The organism is Microbacterium sp. CFSPD4_SD4, from assembly GCF_057364585.1.
Window position 1 is genome coordinate 15,876 of record NZ_JBNFOC010000017.1, and the last position, 15,517, is coordinate 31,392.

General features: G+C 72.7%; 15 protein-coding genes. 7 read left to right on the plus strand and 8 right to left on the minus strand.

Going from position 1 to position 15,517, the window contains the following annotated elements:
• Position 1: 1 nt before the first annotated feature.
• Complete coding sequence (locus AC2W7E_RS15785) at positions 2 to 964, minus strand: LacI family DNA-binding transcriptional regulator (protein ID WP_249520620.1); 963 nt, start codon at positions 962 to 964, stop codon at positions 2 to 4.
• A 100-nt stretch (positions 965 to 1,064) separates the two neighbouring features.
• On the opposite strand from AC2W7E_RS15785, the gene galT reads away from it, so the two are divergent.
• Genes galT through galE form a run of 3 tightly spaced genes read left to right on the plus strand, consistent with a single transcriptional unit; the run spans position 1,065 to position 4,457 of the window.
• Positions 1,065 to 2,252 carry a galactose-1-phosphate uridylyltransferase gene (gene galT / locus AC2W7E_RS15790; RefSeq protein WP_025105449.1) on the plus strand — a complete coding sequence of 396 codons (1,188 nt, stop codon included), beginning with the start codon at positions 1,065 to 1,067 and terminating at the stop codon, positions 2,250 to 2,252.
• Entirely contained in the window at positions 2,249 to 3,433 is a 1,185-nt protein-coding gene (gene galK, locus AC2W7E_RS15795) for a galactokinase (RefSeq protein ID WP_485989491.1), read from the plus strand. Before galT ends, galK begins: the two co-directional genes overlap by 4 nt.
• Before the next feature lie 46 nt (positions 3,434 to 3,479).
• Positions 3,480 to 4,457 carry a UDP-glucose 4-epimerase GalE gene (galE, locus tag AC2W7E_RS15800; protein WP_485989492.1) on the plus strand — a complete coding sequence of 326 codons (978 nt, stop codon included), beginning with the start codon at positions 3,480 to 3,482 and terminating at the stop codon, positions 4,455 to 4,457.
• Positions 4,458 to 4,459: 2 nt separating this feature from the next.
• Here the strand turns inward: galE and AC2W7E_RS15805 are convergent, their stop codons facing one another.
• Genes AC2W7E_RS15805 through AC2W7E_RS15815 form a run of 3 tightly spaced genes read right to left on the minus strand, consistent with a single transcriptional unit; the run spans position 4,460 to position 7,877 of the window.
• Positions 4,460 to 5,785, minus strand: coding sequence for an MFS transporter (locus AC2W7E_RS15805; protein WP_485989493.1), 1,326 nt, complete (start codon positions 5,783 to 5,785; stop codon positions 4,460 to 4,462).
• Positions 5,782 to 6,708: a polysaccharide deacetylase family protein gene (locus AC2W7E_RS15810; protein ID WP_025105445.1), complete on the minus strand. Its 927-nt coding sequence runs from the start codon at positions 6,706 to 6,708 to the stop codon at positions 5,782 to 5,784. Before AC2W7E_RS15810 ends, AC2W7E_RS15805 begins: the two co-directional genes overlap by 4 nt.
• A gap of 23 nt (positions 6,709 to 6,731) precedes the next feature.
• Positions 6,732 to 7,877 carry an ROK family protein gene (locus tag AC2W7E_RS15815; RefSeq protein WP_485989494.1) on the minus strand — a complete coding sequence of 382 codons (1,146 nt, stop codon included), beginning with the start codon at positions 7,875 to 7,877 and terminating at the stop codon, positions 6,732 to 6,734.
• Between the two features lie 246 nt (positions 7,878 to 8,123).
• Here AC2W7E_RS15815 and AC2W7E_RS15820 point away from each other — a divergent pair, with 246 nt between their 5' ends.
• The gene (locus tag AC2W7E_RS15820) at positions 8,124 to 8,651 is read left to right on the plus strand and encodes a GNAT family N-acetyltransferase (protein WP_025105443.1); all 528 of its coding nucleotides are present in this window, start codon (positions 8,124 to 8,126) and stop codon (positions 8,649 to 8,651) included.
• A 13-nt stretch (positions 8,652 to 8,664) separates the two neighbouring features.
• Here AC2W7E_RS15820 and AC2W7E_RS15825 read toward each other — a convergent pair whose 3' ends face one another.
• Positions 8,665 to 10,113: a gamma-aminobutyraldehyde dehydrogenase gene (locus tag AC2W7E_RS15825; protein ID WP_085605931.1), complete on the minus strand. Its 1,449-nt coding sequence runs from the start codon at positions 10,111 to 10,113 to the stop codon at positions 8,665 to 8,667.
• 99 nt (positions 10,114 to 10,212) lie between these two features.
• Here AC2W7E_RS15825 and AC2W7E_RS15830 point away from each other — a divergent pair, with 99 nt between their 5' ends.
• Genes AC2W7E_RS15830 through AC2W7E_RS15840 form a run of 3 tightly spaced genes read left to right on the plus strand, consistent with a single transcriptional unit; the run spans position 10,213 to position 12,457 of the window.
• Positions 10,213 to 10,680, plus strand: a complete 468-nt coding sequence (locus tag AC2W7E_RS15830; RefSeq protein WP_025105441.1) for an Lrp/AsnC family transcriptional regulator — start codon at positions 10,213 to 10,215, stop codon at positions 10,678 to 10,680.
• Between the two features lie 26 nt (positions 10,681 to 10,706).
• Complete coding sequence (locus AC2W7E_RS15835; RefSeq protein ID WP_485989495.1) at positions 10,707 to 12,110, plus strand: NAD(P)/FAD-dependent oxidoreductase; 1,404 nt, start codon at positions 10,707 to 10,709, stop codon at positions 12,108 to 12,110.
• Positions 12,107 to 12,457, plus strand: coding sequence for a cupin domain-containing protein (locus AC2W7E_RS15840; protein WP_085605927.1), 351 nt, complete (start codon positions 12,107 to 12,109; stop codon positions 12,455 to 12,457). Before AC2W7E_RS15835 ends, AC2W7E_RS15840 begins: the two co-directional genes overlap by 4 nt.
• A gap of 23 nt (positions 12,458 to 12,480) precedes the next feature.
• Here the strand turns inward: AC2W7E_RS15840 and AC2W7E_RS15845 are convergent, their stop codons facing one another.
• The 3 genes from AC2W7E_RS15845 to AC2W7E_RS15855 all read right to left on the minus strand — a co-directional run bounded on the left by AC2W7E_RS15845 (position 12,481) and on the right by AC2W7E_RS15855 (position 15,323).
• Positions 12,481 to 13,398, minus strand: coding sequence for a DNA-methyltransferase (locus AC2W7E_RS15845; protein ID WP_085605925.1), 918 nt, complete (start codon positions 13,396 to 13,398; stop codon positions 12,481 to 12,483).
• Positions 13,399 to 13,502: 104 nt separating this feature from the next.
• Positions 13,503 to 14,552 (minus strand): lipoate-protein ligase LplAB, encoded by a 1,050-nt coding sequence (gene lplAB / locus AC2W7E_RS15850; RefSeq protein ID WP_085605923.1) that lies wholly within the window; start codon positions 14,550 to 14,552, stop codon positions 13,503 to 13,505.
• Positions 14,553 to 14,585: 33 nt separating this feature from the next.
• Positions 14,586 to 15,323 carry a DUF1684 domain-containing protein gene (locus AC2W7E_RS15855; protein ID WP_062765531.1) on the minus strand — a complete coding sequence of 246 codons (738 nt, stop codon included), beginning with the start codon at positions 15,321 to 15,323 and terminating at the stop codon, positions 14,586 to 14,588.
• Positions 15,324 to 15,517: the final 194 nt, after the last annotated feature.

The window sequence follows — 15,517 nt, forward strand, 5'->3', positions numbered from 1 at the left end:
GTCAGCGGTGTGCCGTGCTCGCCCGCTCCACGAGCCGGGTCGGCACCACCACGGGCGCGGCGCGGTCTGTCGCCGTCGCGTCGCCCTCCACGGCCGCGATGAGCGCCGTGACCGCTTGCTGCGCGAGCGCCGGGAAGTCCTGCCGGACGGTCGTGAGCGGCGGGAGGAAGTTCGCCGCCTCGGGGATGTCGTCGAAGCCGACCACGCTGACGTCCGACGGAACCGCGCGCCCGGACTCCGCCACCGCCCGCAGCAGCCCGAGCGCCATCTGATCGTTGGCGCAGAACACCGCGGTCGCGCCTAGAGCCGCGCCCGCGGCGAAGCCCGACTCCGCGCTCCAGTCGCCGCGCACGACCGGCGGTGGCACGGCGCCGGCATCCGCCAGGGCCTCGCGCCAGCCCCGCTCGCGCTCGGCCGCGGCGAACGAGCCCGCCGGTCCCGCGAGGTGGTGGACGGTCTCGTGCCCGAGATCGAGCAGGTGGCGGGTGGCGGCCTGCGCTCCCGCGGCATGATCGCTGTGCACCACGGCCGCTCCGGCGCCGGCGGGGGCATCCACGACGACGAGGTGCAGCTCCGGCGGCAGGGTCGCGGCGGCGACGAGCGCGGAGGCCTCGTTCAGCACGAGAGCCCCGTCCACGCCCTGATCGGCGAGCCGGGCGAACGCGGCCTCCACGCCGTCCGCGGCCGTGACGACGGTGAGCGCGTATCCACGATCCGCCGCCGCTTCGGCCGTGGCCTGCAGCATCCGGGAGTTGCCGACCGTGGCCAGAGTGGTCACGACGAGGCCGAGGGTGTGGCTGCGCCCGGTGCGCAGAGCCCGCGCCGCCCGGTGCGGTCGGTAGCCGAGCTCGGCCATGGCGGCTTCGACCCGCGCCCGGGTCTGCGGGTCGACCCGGGGGCTGCCGTTGACGACGCGGGAGACCGTCTGTCCGGAGACGCCGGCGCGCGCCGCGACGGTGGCCATGGACACGCGCGCGGCCGTCGTGGGCTTCTCGGCCACGGGAACCTCCGTTCACAACTCCGTCGTGTTGACGTTAGCACGCGGCCGTGCCTACCATGTTGACGTGAACACGCCCGCATCCCCGGAGGTCCCCACGGAGCGTCTCGGCGCCGGTGTCGTCAAGCGCCCGACCACCCTCGCCGACGGCCGCGACCTCATCTACTACGACGACCCGGACACCACTCTCGGTGCCGAGCGGTCGGTCGACGCCCGCACCCTGGCCCCGCGGCCGGACACCGCGACCATGCGGCTCGACGTGCTCACGGGCGACTGGATCACCGTCGCCGCCAACCGCCAGAACCGCGTCATGATGCCGGGAGCCGACGCCGACCCGCTCGCGCCGCAGACGCCGGGGAATCCGTCCGAGGTGCCGTCCCGGTACGACGTGGCCGTGTTCGAGAACCGCTCCCCCGCGTTCGGCCCCGCCCTCGCCGAGCCGGTCGGCACCGCCCCCGGGGCGACGAACCCCCCGCGCGGCCTCGACGACCTCGCGGCCCTCGGACTCGGGCGCACCCGTACCGCGGTCGGCCGCTGCGAGGTCGTGTGCTTCAGCCCCGAGCACTCCGGCTCCTTCGGGACGCAGACCGTGACCCGCGCCCGCACCGTGATCGAGGCCTGGGCCGACCGCACCGCCGCCCTGTCCGCCCTCCCCGGCATCCAGCAGGTCTTCCCGTTCGAGAACCGCGGCGAGGCGATCGGCGTCACGCTCCCCCACCCGCACGGCCAGATCTACGCGTACCCCTACGTGACCCCGCGCACCGCCCGGGTGCTGGACGCGGTCGACCGCACCGCGCCCGACCTCTTCGCCCGCATCCTCGCCGAGGAGCAGGCGTCCGAACGGGTGGTATTCCGCGGCGAGCACTGGACGGCGTTCGTGCCCTTCGCGGCGCGGTGGCCGCTCGAGGTGCACCTCATGCCGCATCGGCACGTGCCGGACCTCGCCGAGACCACGGCGGAGGAGCGCGACGAGCTCGCCCCGCTCTACCTCCGCCTCCTCCGCGGTGTCGACGCGCTCTATGACAGCCCGACGCCGTACATCGCCGCCTGGCACCAGGCTCCGGTCCACGTCGGCCGCGACACCGTGCGCCTGCACCTGCAGCTCACGAGCCCGCGCCGCGCCGCCGACAAGCTCAAGTTCCTCGCAGGTTCCGAGGCCGCGATGTGGGCGTGGGCCGCCGAGGTCGCGCCCGAGCAGGGCGCCGCCCGACTCCGCGAAGCGATCGCCCGCACCGATCAGGAAGCTTCCGCATGACCTCCGCACACGACGCCGCCGCCGAGCTCTTCGCCGCCCTCGCCGGGCGCACCCCGGACGGCGTCTGGTCGGCGCCGGGACGCGTGAACCTCATCGGCGAGCACACCGACTACAACGACGGCTTCGTGCTCCCGTTCGCCATCCCGCAGCGGACGGTCGCCGCGGTCGGTCGCCGCGCCGACGGCCGGCTCCGCGTCGCCTCGACCTTCGCGGACGAGCCGGTGGAAGTGGCCCTCGACGAGCTGGACCGCCTCTTCCCCACCCCACCCGGGACGGAGCCCGCGGTGCCGGAGTGGGCCGCCTACCCGCTGGGCGTCGCCTGGGCGCTCCGTGCAGCGGCCGGCATGACCGCGGTCTCCGGCCTGGACATCGCGATCGCCTCCGACGTCCCGGTCGGTGCCGGTCTCTCGTCGTCCGCCGCGATCGAGGGCGCGACGGCCGCGGCACTGAACGAGCTCTGGCGCACCGATCTCGACGCCGTGGCCCTCGCCCGCGTCGGGCGGACGGCGGAGAACGAGGCCGTGGGCGCGCCCACCGGGATCATGGACCAGATGGCCTCGATGCTCGGCGAGCCCGACGCCGCGATCTTCCTCGACTGCCGCTCCCTCGCCGCCGAGGTCGTGCCGCTGGGCATGGCCGATGCCGGACTCGCGGTGCTCGTGATGGACACCCGTGTCACGCACGCGCACTCCACCGGCGGCTACCGGGAGCGCCGCGCCGCGTGCGAGCGCGGGGCCGCGATCCTCGGCGTGCCGGCGCTGCGCGACGTCGCGGTGGCCGACCTCGCCCGTGCCGAGAGCCTGATGGACGACGTGACCTTCCGCCGCGTGCGGCACATCGTCACGGAGAATCAGCGCGTGCAGGACACCGTCGCGACCCTGCGCACCGCGGGCGCGCGCGGCATCGGCGACCTCCTCGTCGCCTCCCACGCGTCCATGGGCGACGATTTCGAGATCTCGACGCCCGAGCTCGACGCCGCCGTGGAGACCGCCCTCACGTCGGGCGCGGTGGGTGCGCGCATGACCGGCGGCGGGTTCGGGGGCGCAGCGATCGCCCTCGTCGACCGCGACGCCGTGCCCCACCTCGCCGACGCGGTGCGGGGGCGGTTCGCTGCCGAGGGCTTCGTCGCCCCGCACCTGTTCGAGGTCAGCCCGTCCGCAGGTCCGCGCCGCGACGCCTGACACAATGAAGGGTCGAGCCGCCACCGCCGCGGCAGGAGAGGAACGCATGTCCTGGATCGTCACCGGCGGCGCCGGCTACATCGGTGCCCACGTCGTCCGCGCCCTCGCGGAGGCCAGCCTCTCCCCCGTCGTGCTGGACGACCTCTCCAGCGGTCTGGCCTCCTTCGTGCCGGAGGGCGTGCCGTTCGTGCAGGGCAGCATCCTCGACCGCGCCCTCGTCGAGGAGACGCTGCGCACGCACGAGGCGGAGGGCGTGATCCACGTGGCGGGCTACAAGTACGCCGGCGTCTCGGTCCAGCGCCCGTTGCACACCTACGCCCAGAACGTCGAGGGCACGCGGATCATCCTGGAGGCGATGGCGGCGGCGGGCGTCGCGAACATCGTCTTCTCCTCGTCGGCCGCCGTGTTCGGCACCCCGGACGTGTCGCTCGTCGTCGAGGACACCGCCAAGAAGCCCGCGAGCCCGTACGGCGAGTCCAAGCTCATCGGCGAATGGCTGCTCCGTGACCAGGCGATCGCCACCGCCGACTCCGACCGCCCGCTGCGCCACACCTCGCTGCGGTACTTCAACGTGGTCGGCTCGGCCGACCCGACGGTCTACGACGTCAGCCCGCACAACCTCTTCCCCATCGTCTTCGAGGCGCTGATCGAGGGCCGCACCCCCAAGATCTTCGGCGACGACTACGACACCCCTGACGGCACGAACGTCCGCGACTACGTGCACGTCGGCGACATCGCCGCCGCCCACGTCGCCGCAGCGCAGCGCCTGGCCTCGGGCGCTCCGATCGAGCCCGCGTACAACCTCGGCTCCGGCGACGGCCTCAGCGTGAAGCAGATCATGGATGCGGTCGCCCGCGTCACCGGCATCGACTTCACTCCGGAGATCGGTCCGCGCCGCCCCGGCGACCCGGATCGGATCGTGGCGACCGGCGAACTCGCGGCCCGCGACCTCGACTGGACCATGCGCTACACGGTCGACGAGATGGTGCGTACGGGCTGGGAGGCCCGCCGCGCCGCCGGCTGACCTCAGGCGTCGCGCGTGCGCAGTGGGTAGAGCCAGAAGCACAGCCACCCGACGGCGGTGAACGCCAGGGGGATGACCGCCAGCATGAGCCGGATTCCGCCGTCGACGGCCTCCGGCTGCGCGTCGCCGAGCTCGGCGTCGAAGCCGGTCGCGGTCAGCACGGCCGCGGCGACGATCGCCTGGAGGACGACGGAGCCGCGGACGACGAAGCCGTTCACGCCGAAGTAGGCGCCCTCGCGGCGGTGGCCCGTGCGATGCGCATCGTCGTCGATGATCTGGGCGAGCACGACCTCGAGGAGCTGCAGCAGCCCGCCGACGCCGACGCCGACCGCGATGCCGACGAGAGCCGCCGCCCCCACGGACGTCGGGATGAGGTAGCCGAGCACCGCGACCCCGAACACCCCGACGCTCCACAGCAGGGCCGTGCGCGGGGAGGTGCGCCGGACCACCGCGCTCCACAGCACGATCGACGGGATGGCCGTGACGAAGATGGCGCCGAGCAGGAGGCTCCCCTCGCCTTCGGCCGCCCCCAGCGAGTAGCGGACGTAGAACGGCACGGCGGCGAGGATCACGGCGATCGAGGTCTGCACGCAGAGCGAGCCCAGCACGTACGGCACGAAGGCGCGGTTGCGGAACGTGTAGATGAGCTGGTCCCGCCAGCGCATCGCCTCGGAGGCGGCCTCCGGTACCCGGCGCTCGATCATCCCGCCGAGGAACGACCAGGCGAGCAGCACGAGACAGACACCAGACAGCACGAGCGCCATCCCCGGCCAGCCGATCGCGTCGTAGAGCGCTGGAGCGCCGGCCGTGCCGAGCACCATGCCGAGGATCGCGAAGATCTGCCGCGGCACGTTCCCGCGGGCGCGCTCCTCCGTGGTCCGGAAGATCTCCGGGAACAGCGCGGAGATGTTCAGCACCACCACGACGAAGGCGATGTCGTAGACCGCGACGACCACGAGGAACCAGACGATGAGCCCAGCCGCCGGGAGCGCGGGCGGCATCCAGACGAGGGCGAAGGCCACGACGAGCGGCACGATGCCGAGCCCGATCCACGGGATGCGGCGGCCCCACGGCGTGCGGATCCGGTCGGAGAGCGCCCCGACGACCGGGTTGAGCGCCGCGTTGAGGATGCCGTGCGCGATCATCGCCGCCGCCACCCACCCCGCGGGGACGGCGAGGTGCGAGACGTAGAAGTACACGACGAATGCCGAGAACGTCTGCGTCATCAGCTGCGTCGGGAACCCTGAGGCCCCGAAGGCGATGGTCTGGGCGCGGGACGGAGCGGCGTCGAGACGGCGGTCGCGCAGCCGTTCGCCGAGCGCCGTCACCGGGCGTCTCCCCGCTGCAGGTCCCGCAGCGCGCGCCAGCCGACGCGGACCAGGCCCTCCTCGGCGATCGTCTGCTGCACGAGCGGATCGTCGAGCAGCCGCAGCTCGTAGCCGCGCTTGGCCGCCGCGAAGTCCACCGCGGCGCGCAGCTCCTCGCCGTCGGCCATCGGATGCAGGTAGATCTCGGTGACCCCGGGCGGGACGGCGCGCAGCACCGCGAGGAAGCCGTCTCGGACCTGCTCGTACGACTCCTCGTCGGCGGTGCCCTCGCCGCGCAGCTCGAACGGGTGCGTCCACAGCCGGTCGACGATCTCGACGCCGAACGCATCGGCCACCGCCGCGGCCTCGGTGAGCTTCGCCTGCAGCATCGGATCGGCGTCCGCCCCCTCCATCTCGCGGGGCAGGCGGAAGGGGAGGCCGTGCCGGGCGGCGAGCTCGAAGACGGCGCGCAGGAAGTCACGGCCGGTCAGCAGCCCGTAGACGGATCCCATGTGGTTGTCGAGGTGGGTCACGTCGACGCCGGCGTCGAGCGCGGTCTGCAGCTGGGCGGCGATCTCGGCCGCGACATCCGCTTCGGAGGCGTGCTGCTCCACGGTCGCGACGTCGGCGGGGAAGAAGCCGGCGGCATCGACCAGGGTCGAGGCGCCGGTGAGCGGGCGCCATCGGTACCGGCGCCACTCGCTCGTGAGCACGAGGTGCACGCCCACGTCGAGGTCCGGGTGCGCGGCGGCGAAGGCGAGCGCTTCCGGGGACCACGCGCAGGGCACCATCACCGTCGCCGAGTCGATCCGGCCGCGCACGAGGAGACCGGAGATCGCGGCGTTGGCGGCATGGCACATCCCGAAGTCGTCGGCGTTGAGGATGACCGCCCTGGCACCGGACGGCAGTCCGAGTCGGTCGGCGAGGGCGGAGGAGGCGGTCATGGCGTGTCCTGTCGGGCGGGCGGTCAGCGGCCGGCGGCGGCTGCGCGGGAGGGGGTGAGGATCCGGGTGAAGACATCGGCACGGAGCGCGGAGGCCGCCTCGCCCACGGCTCCGACGAGCGGCGCCTCCGGCCCGAACGCCGAGGCGAGGAAGCGGAGCGGCAGCTGCGCGGAGAACTCGTCCGCGACGCGCTCGATCGCGTCCAGGAGCGCCGGGTGCACCGCCTCCCCGCCGAGGATGAAGGCCTCGGGATCGAGCACGAGCGCGACGCTGCCCGCCGCAAGGAAGAGCCGCCGTCCGATCTCCGCGACGAGGGCGTGCGCCGCCTCGTCGCCGTGCCGCGCCGCCTCCAGGTGGGCGAGGAACGGCGCGTCGACATCCAGTCCGAGGCCGAGGGCGAGGTCGCGCACCACCGTGGCGCCCGCGACCGGGGCACCGATGGGCACCGGCGTCTGCGGGAGATACATGACCTCGCCCGCCACGCCGGAGAACCCGCGGTGCAGCGCCCCGTCGATCACGATGCCGGCGCCGAGGTCGTCATCGAGCAGCAGCAGTGCGAAGCTCGCGAGGTCGATGCCGACGCCGGTGGTCGACTCGGCGAGGGCTGCGAGGTTGACGTCGTTCTCGACGCGGACCGGGCAGTCGAGGGCGGTCGCGAGGGCCGAGCGGAAGGCGCCGCCGTCCGGTCCCTGGTCGTCGCGGATCGCGCCGTCGGCGGCGACGATGCCGGGCACTCCGACGACGGCGAGGTGGAGCGCGCCCTTCACGGACCGGCGGCAGGCCGCGACGAGGGCGGCGATGTGCGCGACGCGGTCTTCGCCCGCGGGGAAGGCTCCGTGCCGCTCGGCCCTGACGGCGCCGGTCGCGTCGACGAGGACGACGTGGGCCGCGTGATGGTCCACGTGGACCGCTGCCGCGAAGCCGAGGGCCGGGTGCAGCGCGACGCGGCCGGCCGCCGGTCCGCGGGTGTCGCGGTCGACTCCGGCCGCGGTGACGGCTCCCGCGGCGTCGAGCATCCGCAGCACCTGGGTCACGGCCGTGCGGGAGAGGCCGGTCGCCGCCATGAGCTCGGCCCGAGTCTGCGGTCCGCTCCGGGCGAGGCGCTCCAGGGTCGCGCGGCCGTTGAGTGTACGGAGCAGGGTCTGCGGTCCTGCGAGGGGTCGTGACATGCGGCGGAACCTCTGGGGGGTCGATTCTCGTGCGGAGTCGGTGCCCGCCAGCCTGCCACATCGCGTCGCACCCGTCGACCCGTCCTCTCCGGCTGTGTCACCTGCACGCCCCGGGCACGGCTGCACGACGGAACCCGGGATCCGGCCCCCCAGACGTACCCGGGTCGTGCAGGTGTGCCCGGGTGTCGGAGGAGGAAGGCACGGGAGGGGACCGAGTGACGTCGGGGGTCCGCATAGGGTGGAGGGATGACGCCCCTGGTGATCCGAGACGCCGTCGCCGACGATGCCGAGGCCGTGGCCGGAGTGCACGTGCGCTCGTGGCAGGCGGCCTACGAGGGCCTCATCGACCAGGAGGTGCTGGACGGGTTGTCCGTCTCGGAGCGCGCCGACGGGTGGCGCCGCATCTTCGCCGACCCCCTCCCCACGAGCCTCGGGACCCTGGTAGCCGAGCGCGACGGCACCGTCGTCGGCTGGGCGTCGTTCGGCTCCGGCCGCGACCCGGACGGCCTGGACGATGCGGAGCTGTACGGCATCTACGCCGATCCCACCGCGTGGTCGACGGGGGCGGGGCATGCCCTCCTCGACGCGGCCGAGCAGCGCATGATCGACGCCGGCCACACACGCGCCTACCTCTGGGTGCTCGACGGCAACGACCGCGCCGACGGCTTCTACGCCCGGCACGGGTGGGAGCTCGACGGGGCCACGAAGATCGATCAGCGCCCGCAGTTCACGCTCCGCGAGCACCGCCGCGTCAAGCACCTCGCCCCGCGCTGAAGTGGTCCCGCCGTCAGTCCAGCGCGCTCATCACGTGCTTGATCCGGGTGTAGTCGTCGAAGCCGTACTGCGACAGGTCCTTCCCGTATCCGGAGTGCTTGAAACCACCGTGCGGCATGTCCGACACGAACGGGATGTGGGTGTTGATCCACACGCACCCGAAGTCGAGGTCGCGGGAGAGGCGCAGGGCGCGGGCATGATCCCGCGTCCACACCGATGCGGCGAGCGCATACGGCACGTCGTTCGCCATCGCGAGCGCCTCCTCCTCGGTGTCGAAGGGCTGCACGGTCAGCACCGGTCCGAAGATCTCGCCCTGCACGACCTCGTCGTCCTGCTGCACGCCGGTCACGACGGTCGCCTCCCAGAAGTAGCCCCGGTCGCCCTGCCGCGCCCCGCCGGTCGCGACCGTCGCATGCGCGGGAAGCCGGTCGACGAAGCCCTGCACCTGCGCGAGCTGGGCCGCGCTGCTCAGCGGCCCGTACAGCACGCCCTCTTCGTCCGGGGCCCCGGTCCGCGCGTGCGTGCGGGTCCGCTCCACCAGTGCGGCGACGAGCTCGTCGTGCACCGACGCGTGCACGAGCACCCGAGTCGCCGCGGTGCAGTCCTGACCCGCGTTGAAGAAGGCCCCGGTGACGATGCCCTCGACCGCCTTCTCGATCGACGCGTCAGGGAAGACGATCGCGGGCGCCTTGCCGCCGAGCTCCAGGTGCACGCGCTTGACGTCGTCGGCCGCGGAGCGGGCCACGGCCATGCCCGCCCGCACCGAGCCGGTGATGGCCACCATCTGCGGCGTCGGATGGTCGACGAGGGCCGCTCCGGTCTCGCGGTCGCCGAGCACGACGTTGAGGGTGCCGGCGGGGGTGTGTCGCGCGACGATCTCCGCGAGCAGCAGCGTGGTGAGCGGCGTGGACTCCGCCGGCTTCAGCACGACGGTGTTCCCGGCGGCGAGGGCGGGAGCGATCTTCCATACCGCCATGTTCAGGGGGTAGTTCCACGGCGTCACCTGCCCGATCACGCCGATCGGCTCCCGCCGCACGAAGGAGGTGTGCCCGGGGAGGTATTCCGCGGCAGCGCGACCCTCGAGGCTCCGCGCGGCGCCGGCGAAGAACCGCAGCTGGTCCACCGACTGCAGGATCTCGTCGGCGACGAGCGTCGCCCGCGGCTTGCCGGTGTCCTTCGACTCGAGGTCGGCGAACTCCTCGGCCCGCGCGGCCATCTCCTCGGCGATGCGGAACAGGGCGAGCTGGCGCGCGGACGGCGGCGTGTCCCGCCAGATCGGGAACGCCTCCGCGGCCGCGGCGTACGCGGCATCCACGTCGGCACGGTCCGAGATCGGGATCTCGCCGTAAGCTTCCTCCGTCACCGGATCGATGAGCGGCAGGCGCCCGCTCCCCGCTGCGGTGACGGCGCGACCGCCGATGAAGTTCTGCAGGGGCACGGTCATCGTCGACGGTGAGGACATAGCGCCATGGTAGCCATCCGAACGCGGAATCTGTAGCTTTTCGTCCACAGATCGACGGATTCAGTTGCGCCGCACCCATCGGAATGTCACGATCGGTACATGAGTCCGAAGACGCCTCCCCCCGCCCTCGACGATATCTCGAAGCGCATCGTCGAGCTGCTGCAGGAGGACGGTCGGCGACCCTATGCGGAGATCGCCCGCGAGGTGGGGCTCAGCGAGGCGGCGGCCCGCCAGCGTGTGCAGCGCCTGACCGAATCGGGCCTGATCCAGATCGTCGCCGTGACCGACCCGCTGCAGCTCGGCTTCCACCGCATGTCGATGATCGGGATCCGGGTGTCGGGCGACCCCCGCGCGATCGCGGAGGAGCTCACGGCGATCCCGGAGCTCGCGTACGTCGTGGTCACCCTCGGGACGTTCGACATCCTCGTCGAGGCGGTGTGCGAGGACGACGACCACCTGCTCGACCTCATCGCCACCCGCATCCGCACCATCCCCGGCATCATCCAGACGGAGAGCCTGCTCTACGCCGGCCTCTACAAAGACCTCTACAACTGGGGAACGCGCTGACGCGCTCCCCTCGCATCGGAGTGAACATGGGCACCACGGTCTTCGAACGCCGGCGTCCTCCGCAGTCCGTCATCGACGACGCCCTGCGCGACACGGCCCTGTCGGTCTTCTGGCTCGACGACGTCGAGCGTCCCGCGCACCCGCCGCTCCGCGGCACCGTGCACACGGACCTCGTGGTCGTCGGCGGCGGCTACACCGGACTCTGGACGGCCGTACGTGCGAAGGAACGGGATCCGGAGCGGAGGGTGGTCCTCCTCGAGGCGTCCCGCGTGGCCTGGGCGGCGTCCGGGCGCAACGGCGGCTTCTGCGAGTCCAGCCTCACCCACGGCCACGAGAACGGCGTGAACCGCTGGCCCGAGGAGATCGACCGGCTGGAGGAGCTGGGCCACGAGAACCTCGACGGCATCGCCGAGACCGTGCGGCGGTACGACATGGATGCCGAGTTCGAGCGGACGGGCCAGCTCGCGGTGGCCGTGGAGCCGCATCAGGTCGAGTGGCTGCGCGAGGAGGAGGGGTTCCTCGACCGGGAAGCGGTGCAGGCGGAGGTGCACTCCCCCACGTTCCTCGCCGGCGCGTGGGACCGGGAGGGCAGCGCTCTCGTGCACCCCGCGAAGCTGGGTCTGGAGCTCGCGCGGGTGGCCGTCGAGCTCGGCGTGGAGATCCACGAGCACAGCCTCGTCCGGCGGATCGAGGGCGCGGACTCCGGTCCGGTGACCCTCGTCACGGAGCACGGGCGAGTGACCGCCGACGCGGTGGCGCTCGCGACGAACGTGTTCCCCTCTCTCCTCAAGCGCAACCGCCTCATGACGGTGCCGGTGTACGACTACGTGCTGATGACGGAGCCGCTGTCGGCCGAGCAGCTCGCCTCCATCGGCTGGCGGAACCGCCAGGGGCTCGCCGACAGCGCCAACCAGTTCCACTACTACCGGCTCACCGCGGACGACCGGATCCTGTTCGGCGGCTACGACGCGGTCTACCACTTCGGCGGCAAGGTGCGCCCCGCCTACGAGGACCGGATGGAGAGCCACCGGCGGCTGGCCTCGCACTTCTTCACCACCTTCCCGCAGCTCGCAGGCCTCCGCTTCACGCACCGCTGGGCCGGGGCGATCGACTCGTCGAGCCGGTTCTGCGCGTTCTTCGGCACCGCCCGCGGCGCCCGGGTCGCCTACGCCACAGGGTTCACCGGCCTCGGGGTCGGCGCCGCCCGGTTCGCCGCCGATGTCATGCTCGACAAACTCGCCGGCGAGGAGACCGAGCGCACGCAGCTCCGGATGGTGCGCGAGAAGCCGATCCCGTTCCCGCCGGAGCCGGCCGCGTCCGTCGGGATCAACCTCGTCCGCGCCGCGATGGACAGCGCCGACCACAACGAGGGGCGCCGCAACCTGTTCCTGAAGACGCTCGACGCCCTCGGCATGGGCTTCGACTCGTGACCGCGCTCGCCCCGGGGGCCGTCGTCGAGGCCGGACGCCTCGCGCTCACGCACACCCCGCTGCCCGACGAAGACGTCCGCGACGGCGCGCCGAGCACGGCATACACGGTGCTCGACGACGCAGGCGGGATCGAGATCGGCGTCTGGGAGATGACGCCGGGCACCGCGGTGGACGTCGAGGAGGACGAGGTGTTCGTCGTCCTCTCCGGTCGCGCGACCGTGACGTTCACCGCGCCCGCGCTCCCTCCGGTGGAGCTCGGCCCCGGGTCCGTGATGCGGCTCACGGCCGGCATACGGACGGTCTGGACGGTGAGTGAGACCCTGCGGAAGGTCTCGATCGGGATCTGACGGCCGCTGCCGACCAGGCCCGCTCAGGCCCGGCGGACCTCCGCGTGCGGGATGCGCGCGGCCATGACCCGCACCGCCTCCGGGTTGTCGTCGACGAGCACCGCCTCCCGCCCCAGTGCAGAGGCCACGGCTCCGGTCGTGCCGCTGCCCGCGAAGAGATCGAGCACCCGGTCGCCCGGCCGGCTCGACGCGGTCACGATGCGCCGCAGGATGCCCTCCGGCTTCTGCGTCGGATACCCCGTCTTCTCGCGCCCCGTGGTCGGGACGATCGTGTGCCACCACACGTCCGTCGGGAGCTTGCCGCGCGCGGCCTTCTCCGCGGTCACCAGTCCCGGCGCCATGTACGGCTCCCGGTCGACGTCGTCGGAGTTGAACACGTACGTCCGCGGGTTCTTCACGTACACCAGGATCGTGTCGTGCTTGGTGGGCCACCGCCGCCGGGACTTCGCGCCGTAGTCGTACGCCCAGATGAGCTCGTTGAGGAAGCAGTCCCGGCCGAACACCGCGTCGAGCATGACCTTCGCGTAGTGCGCCTCGCGGTAATCCAGGTGCAGGTACAGGGTGCCGTTGTCGGCGAGCAGCCGCCAGGCCTCCTCCAGCCGCGGCATGAGGAAGGCGCCGTAGTCGTCGAAGCTGTCGTCGTAGGCGCGCAGCATGCCGCGCACCCGCTCATACCGGTGCCCGTGGAAGCCGTGTCGCACCTCGGGCTCGCCGGGCGCCCGTTCAGGGCTCCGGCCCTCCGCCGCAGGCTCCGCCGATGCGGGGCTGCCCCCGTCCGGATCCGCCGGCTCTTCCTGGGGTGGGAACGTGCGGCGGACGGTGACCACCTGCCGCTCCCGCACCCGCCCGGTGTTGAACGGCGGGTCGAGGTAGACGAGCGTGAAGGATCCGGACGGCAGGGTCGCCGCGACCGCGAGGTTGTCCCCCTCGATCACCGACACCCGCCCCGGGACCTGGGCCTCTGGGCCGCCCCCTTGGGTCCCTGAGCCTGTCGAAGGGCCCTGGGTCCCTGAGCCTGTCGAAGGGCCTGAGCCTGTCGCAGGGCTCACGGAACCCGGTGCAGCCACGCGTCGGTCGAGAACTTCGACTCCACCAGCGCCTGGGCATCGGCGTACTCGTCCGGCGTGATGCCGCCGCCCTCGGCGGAGGTGAGCGAGCGGAACGTGTCCTTGAAGCGCTCGATGATCTCGGCACGCTCCAGTCCGGTCTGGCTCCGCAGCGGGTCGACGCGCTTGGCTGCCGAGGTCGTCCCCTTGTCGCTGAGCTTCTCGCGGCCGATCCGCAGCACCTCGGTCATCATCTGGCCGTCGATGTCGTAGGAGAGGGTGGCGTGGTGCAGCACACCTCCGTTCGCGAGGCGCTTCTGCGCGGCGCCGCCGATCTTGCCGGTCGGGCTCGCGATGTCGTTGAGCGGCTGGTAGACGGCGTCGATGCCGAGCGACCGGAGCGCCTGCAGCACCCAGTCGTCGAGGAACGCGTAGGAGTCGGCGAAGGTCATGCCCGCCACGAGCGAGGCCGGCACGTACAGCGAGTAGGTGATGATCTGTCCCGCCGCCATGAGCATCGCCCCGCCGCCGGAGATGCGGCGGACGACGTCGAAGCCGTGCTTCGCGGCGCCCTCGGGATCGACCTCATTGCGGTACGACTGGAACGACCCGATGACGACGGCCGACTCGTCCCACTCCCAGATGCGCAGGGTCGGACGCCGACGCCCCTCGCCGACGCGGGAGGTGAGCACCTCGTCGAGGGCGAGGTTCATGCGCGGCGAGACCGCCTTCTCGTGGACGATCTCCCAGTCGAAGTCGCGCCACCCGGGCGCGGTGACCAGAGCGCGACGCACGGCGGTGCCCACGGCCTCGGGGCTGAAGCCGAGCAGCTGCGCCCCCTCGGGGAGGGCACCGCGGACGGCCGCGGCGATGGCCGTGGCGTCGGACTCGGCGGGGAGGCCCTCGACGGCGGCGTTGATGTCGTCGAGCGCGGAGTCCGGTTCGAGGAAGAAGTCCCCGGCGAGCCGGAACCGCGCGATCCGGTCGTTCTCGACCTCGAGGTCGACGACGACGAGCTTGCCCCCAGGAACCTTGTATTCACCGTGCACGGATCCAGCTTAAGGCGCACGCTGCCGCCGTGGTCAGCCGCCGAGCACGACCACGCGTTCCCCGGCCCTGATCGGCGTGGAGTAGCGGTTGCCTGGTGTGGGCAGGGGGCAGATGAACTGGTCGGAGAAGGCGCACGGCGGGAGGTACGCCCGGTTGAAGTCGATCACGGCGGACCCGTCGGCGGCGGGCTCGTCGACGGGGAGAAAGCGGAACCGGTACGTCTCCAGCCCGTTCGTCCCGTCGGCGAAGACCGCACTCAGCGCTCCGCTCCCGCTGCGGGTGACCGTGAGCTCGTGCGGGGCCCCGGCGAGCTCGAACCGCAGGCGTCCGGCGATCGGGGTCTCGCGCTCCTCGCCGTCGACCGCCGTGACGACGATCCGCTCGTCCGGCGCGGGCTCGAACGTGGCCGGGATCCGCCATCGCTCGTCGGGGGCGTAGGCGTCGATCGCGGTGAACCACTCCCGCTGCGGACGGGCGGGGTTCCAGACGCGGAGCGCCAGCAGTCCGTTGCGGTCGAACACACGCAGCTCGCGCCGCCCGAGGCGCAGGGTCTGGGTGCCGCGGAGGGTGACGACCGACCCCGACGGTCCCAGCTCACTGCCGCGGATGCCGCCGTCCCCGGTGAGGGCCCAGAGTCCGGGTACGCCGTCGACCGCGGCGGGTTCGGTGATGAGCCAGTTCGTGGACTCCAGCGCGGACGGCCCGTACTCCGACCCCGCATAGCGCTCGCGCGCCGCATGCCACTCGTGCCAGTCCGTCAGGAAGCTCATCGCCGCGGGCCCTCCCCTCGCTCGTGCGGATGTGCCCCGAATCTAGGGCTGCCCCCGTCGCCCGTGATCCCCGTCCGTCACACGCCTTCACCCCGCGTCATCCCGCGTCACACTCCCCCTCCGTCCGTCCCTCCCTCCGGTGCGGGGTCACACCCGCCCCTCCCCACCCCCTGCCCGCCCGTCCTGATCCCGCC

Coding starts and splice junctions, on each gene's coding strand:
- AC2W7E_RS15785 (WP_249520620.1), bottom strand. CDS start 964: ATGGCCACCGTCGCGGCGCGCGCCGGCGTCTCCGGACAGACGGTCTCC.
- galK (WP_485989491.1), top strand. CDS start 2,249: ATGACCTCCGCACACGACGCCGCCGCCGAGCTCTTCGCCGCCCTCGCC.
- galE (WP_485989492.1), top strand. CDS start 3,480: ATGTCCTGGATCGTCACCGGCGGCGCCGGCTACATCGGTGCCCACGTC.
- AC2W7E_RS15810 (WP_025105445.1), bottom strand. CDS start 6,708: ATGACCGCCTCCTCCGCCCTCGCCGACCGACTCGGACTGCCGTCCGGT.
- AC2W7E_RS15815 (WP_485989494.1), bottom strand. CDS start 7,877: ATGTCACGACCCCTCGCAGGACCGCAGACCCTGCTCCGTACACTCAAC.
- AC2W7E_RS15820 (WP_025105443.1), top strand. CDS start 8,124: ATGACGCCCCTGGTGATCCGAGACGCCGTCGCCGACGATGCCGAGGCC.
- AC2W7E_RS15825 (WP_085605931.1), bottom strand. CDS start 10,113: ATGTCCTCACCGTCGACGATGACCGTGCCCCTGCAGAACTTCATCGGC.
- AC2W7E_RS15830 (WP_025105441.1), top strand. CDS start 10,213: ATGAGTCCGAAGACGCCTCCCCCCGCCCTCGACGATATCTCGAAGCGC.
- AC2W7E_RS15835 (WP_485989495.1), top strand. CDS start 10,707: ATGGGCACCACGGTCTTCGAACGCCGGCGTCCTCCGCAGTCCGTCATC.
- AC2W7E_RS15855 (WP_062765531.1), bottom strand. CDS start 15,323: ATGAGCTTCCTGACGGACTGGCACGAGTGGCATGCGGCGCGCGAGCGC.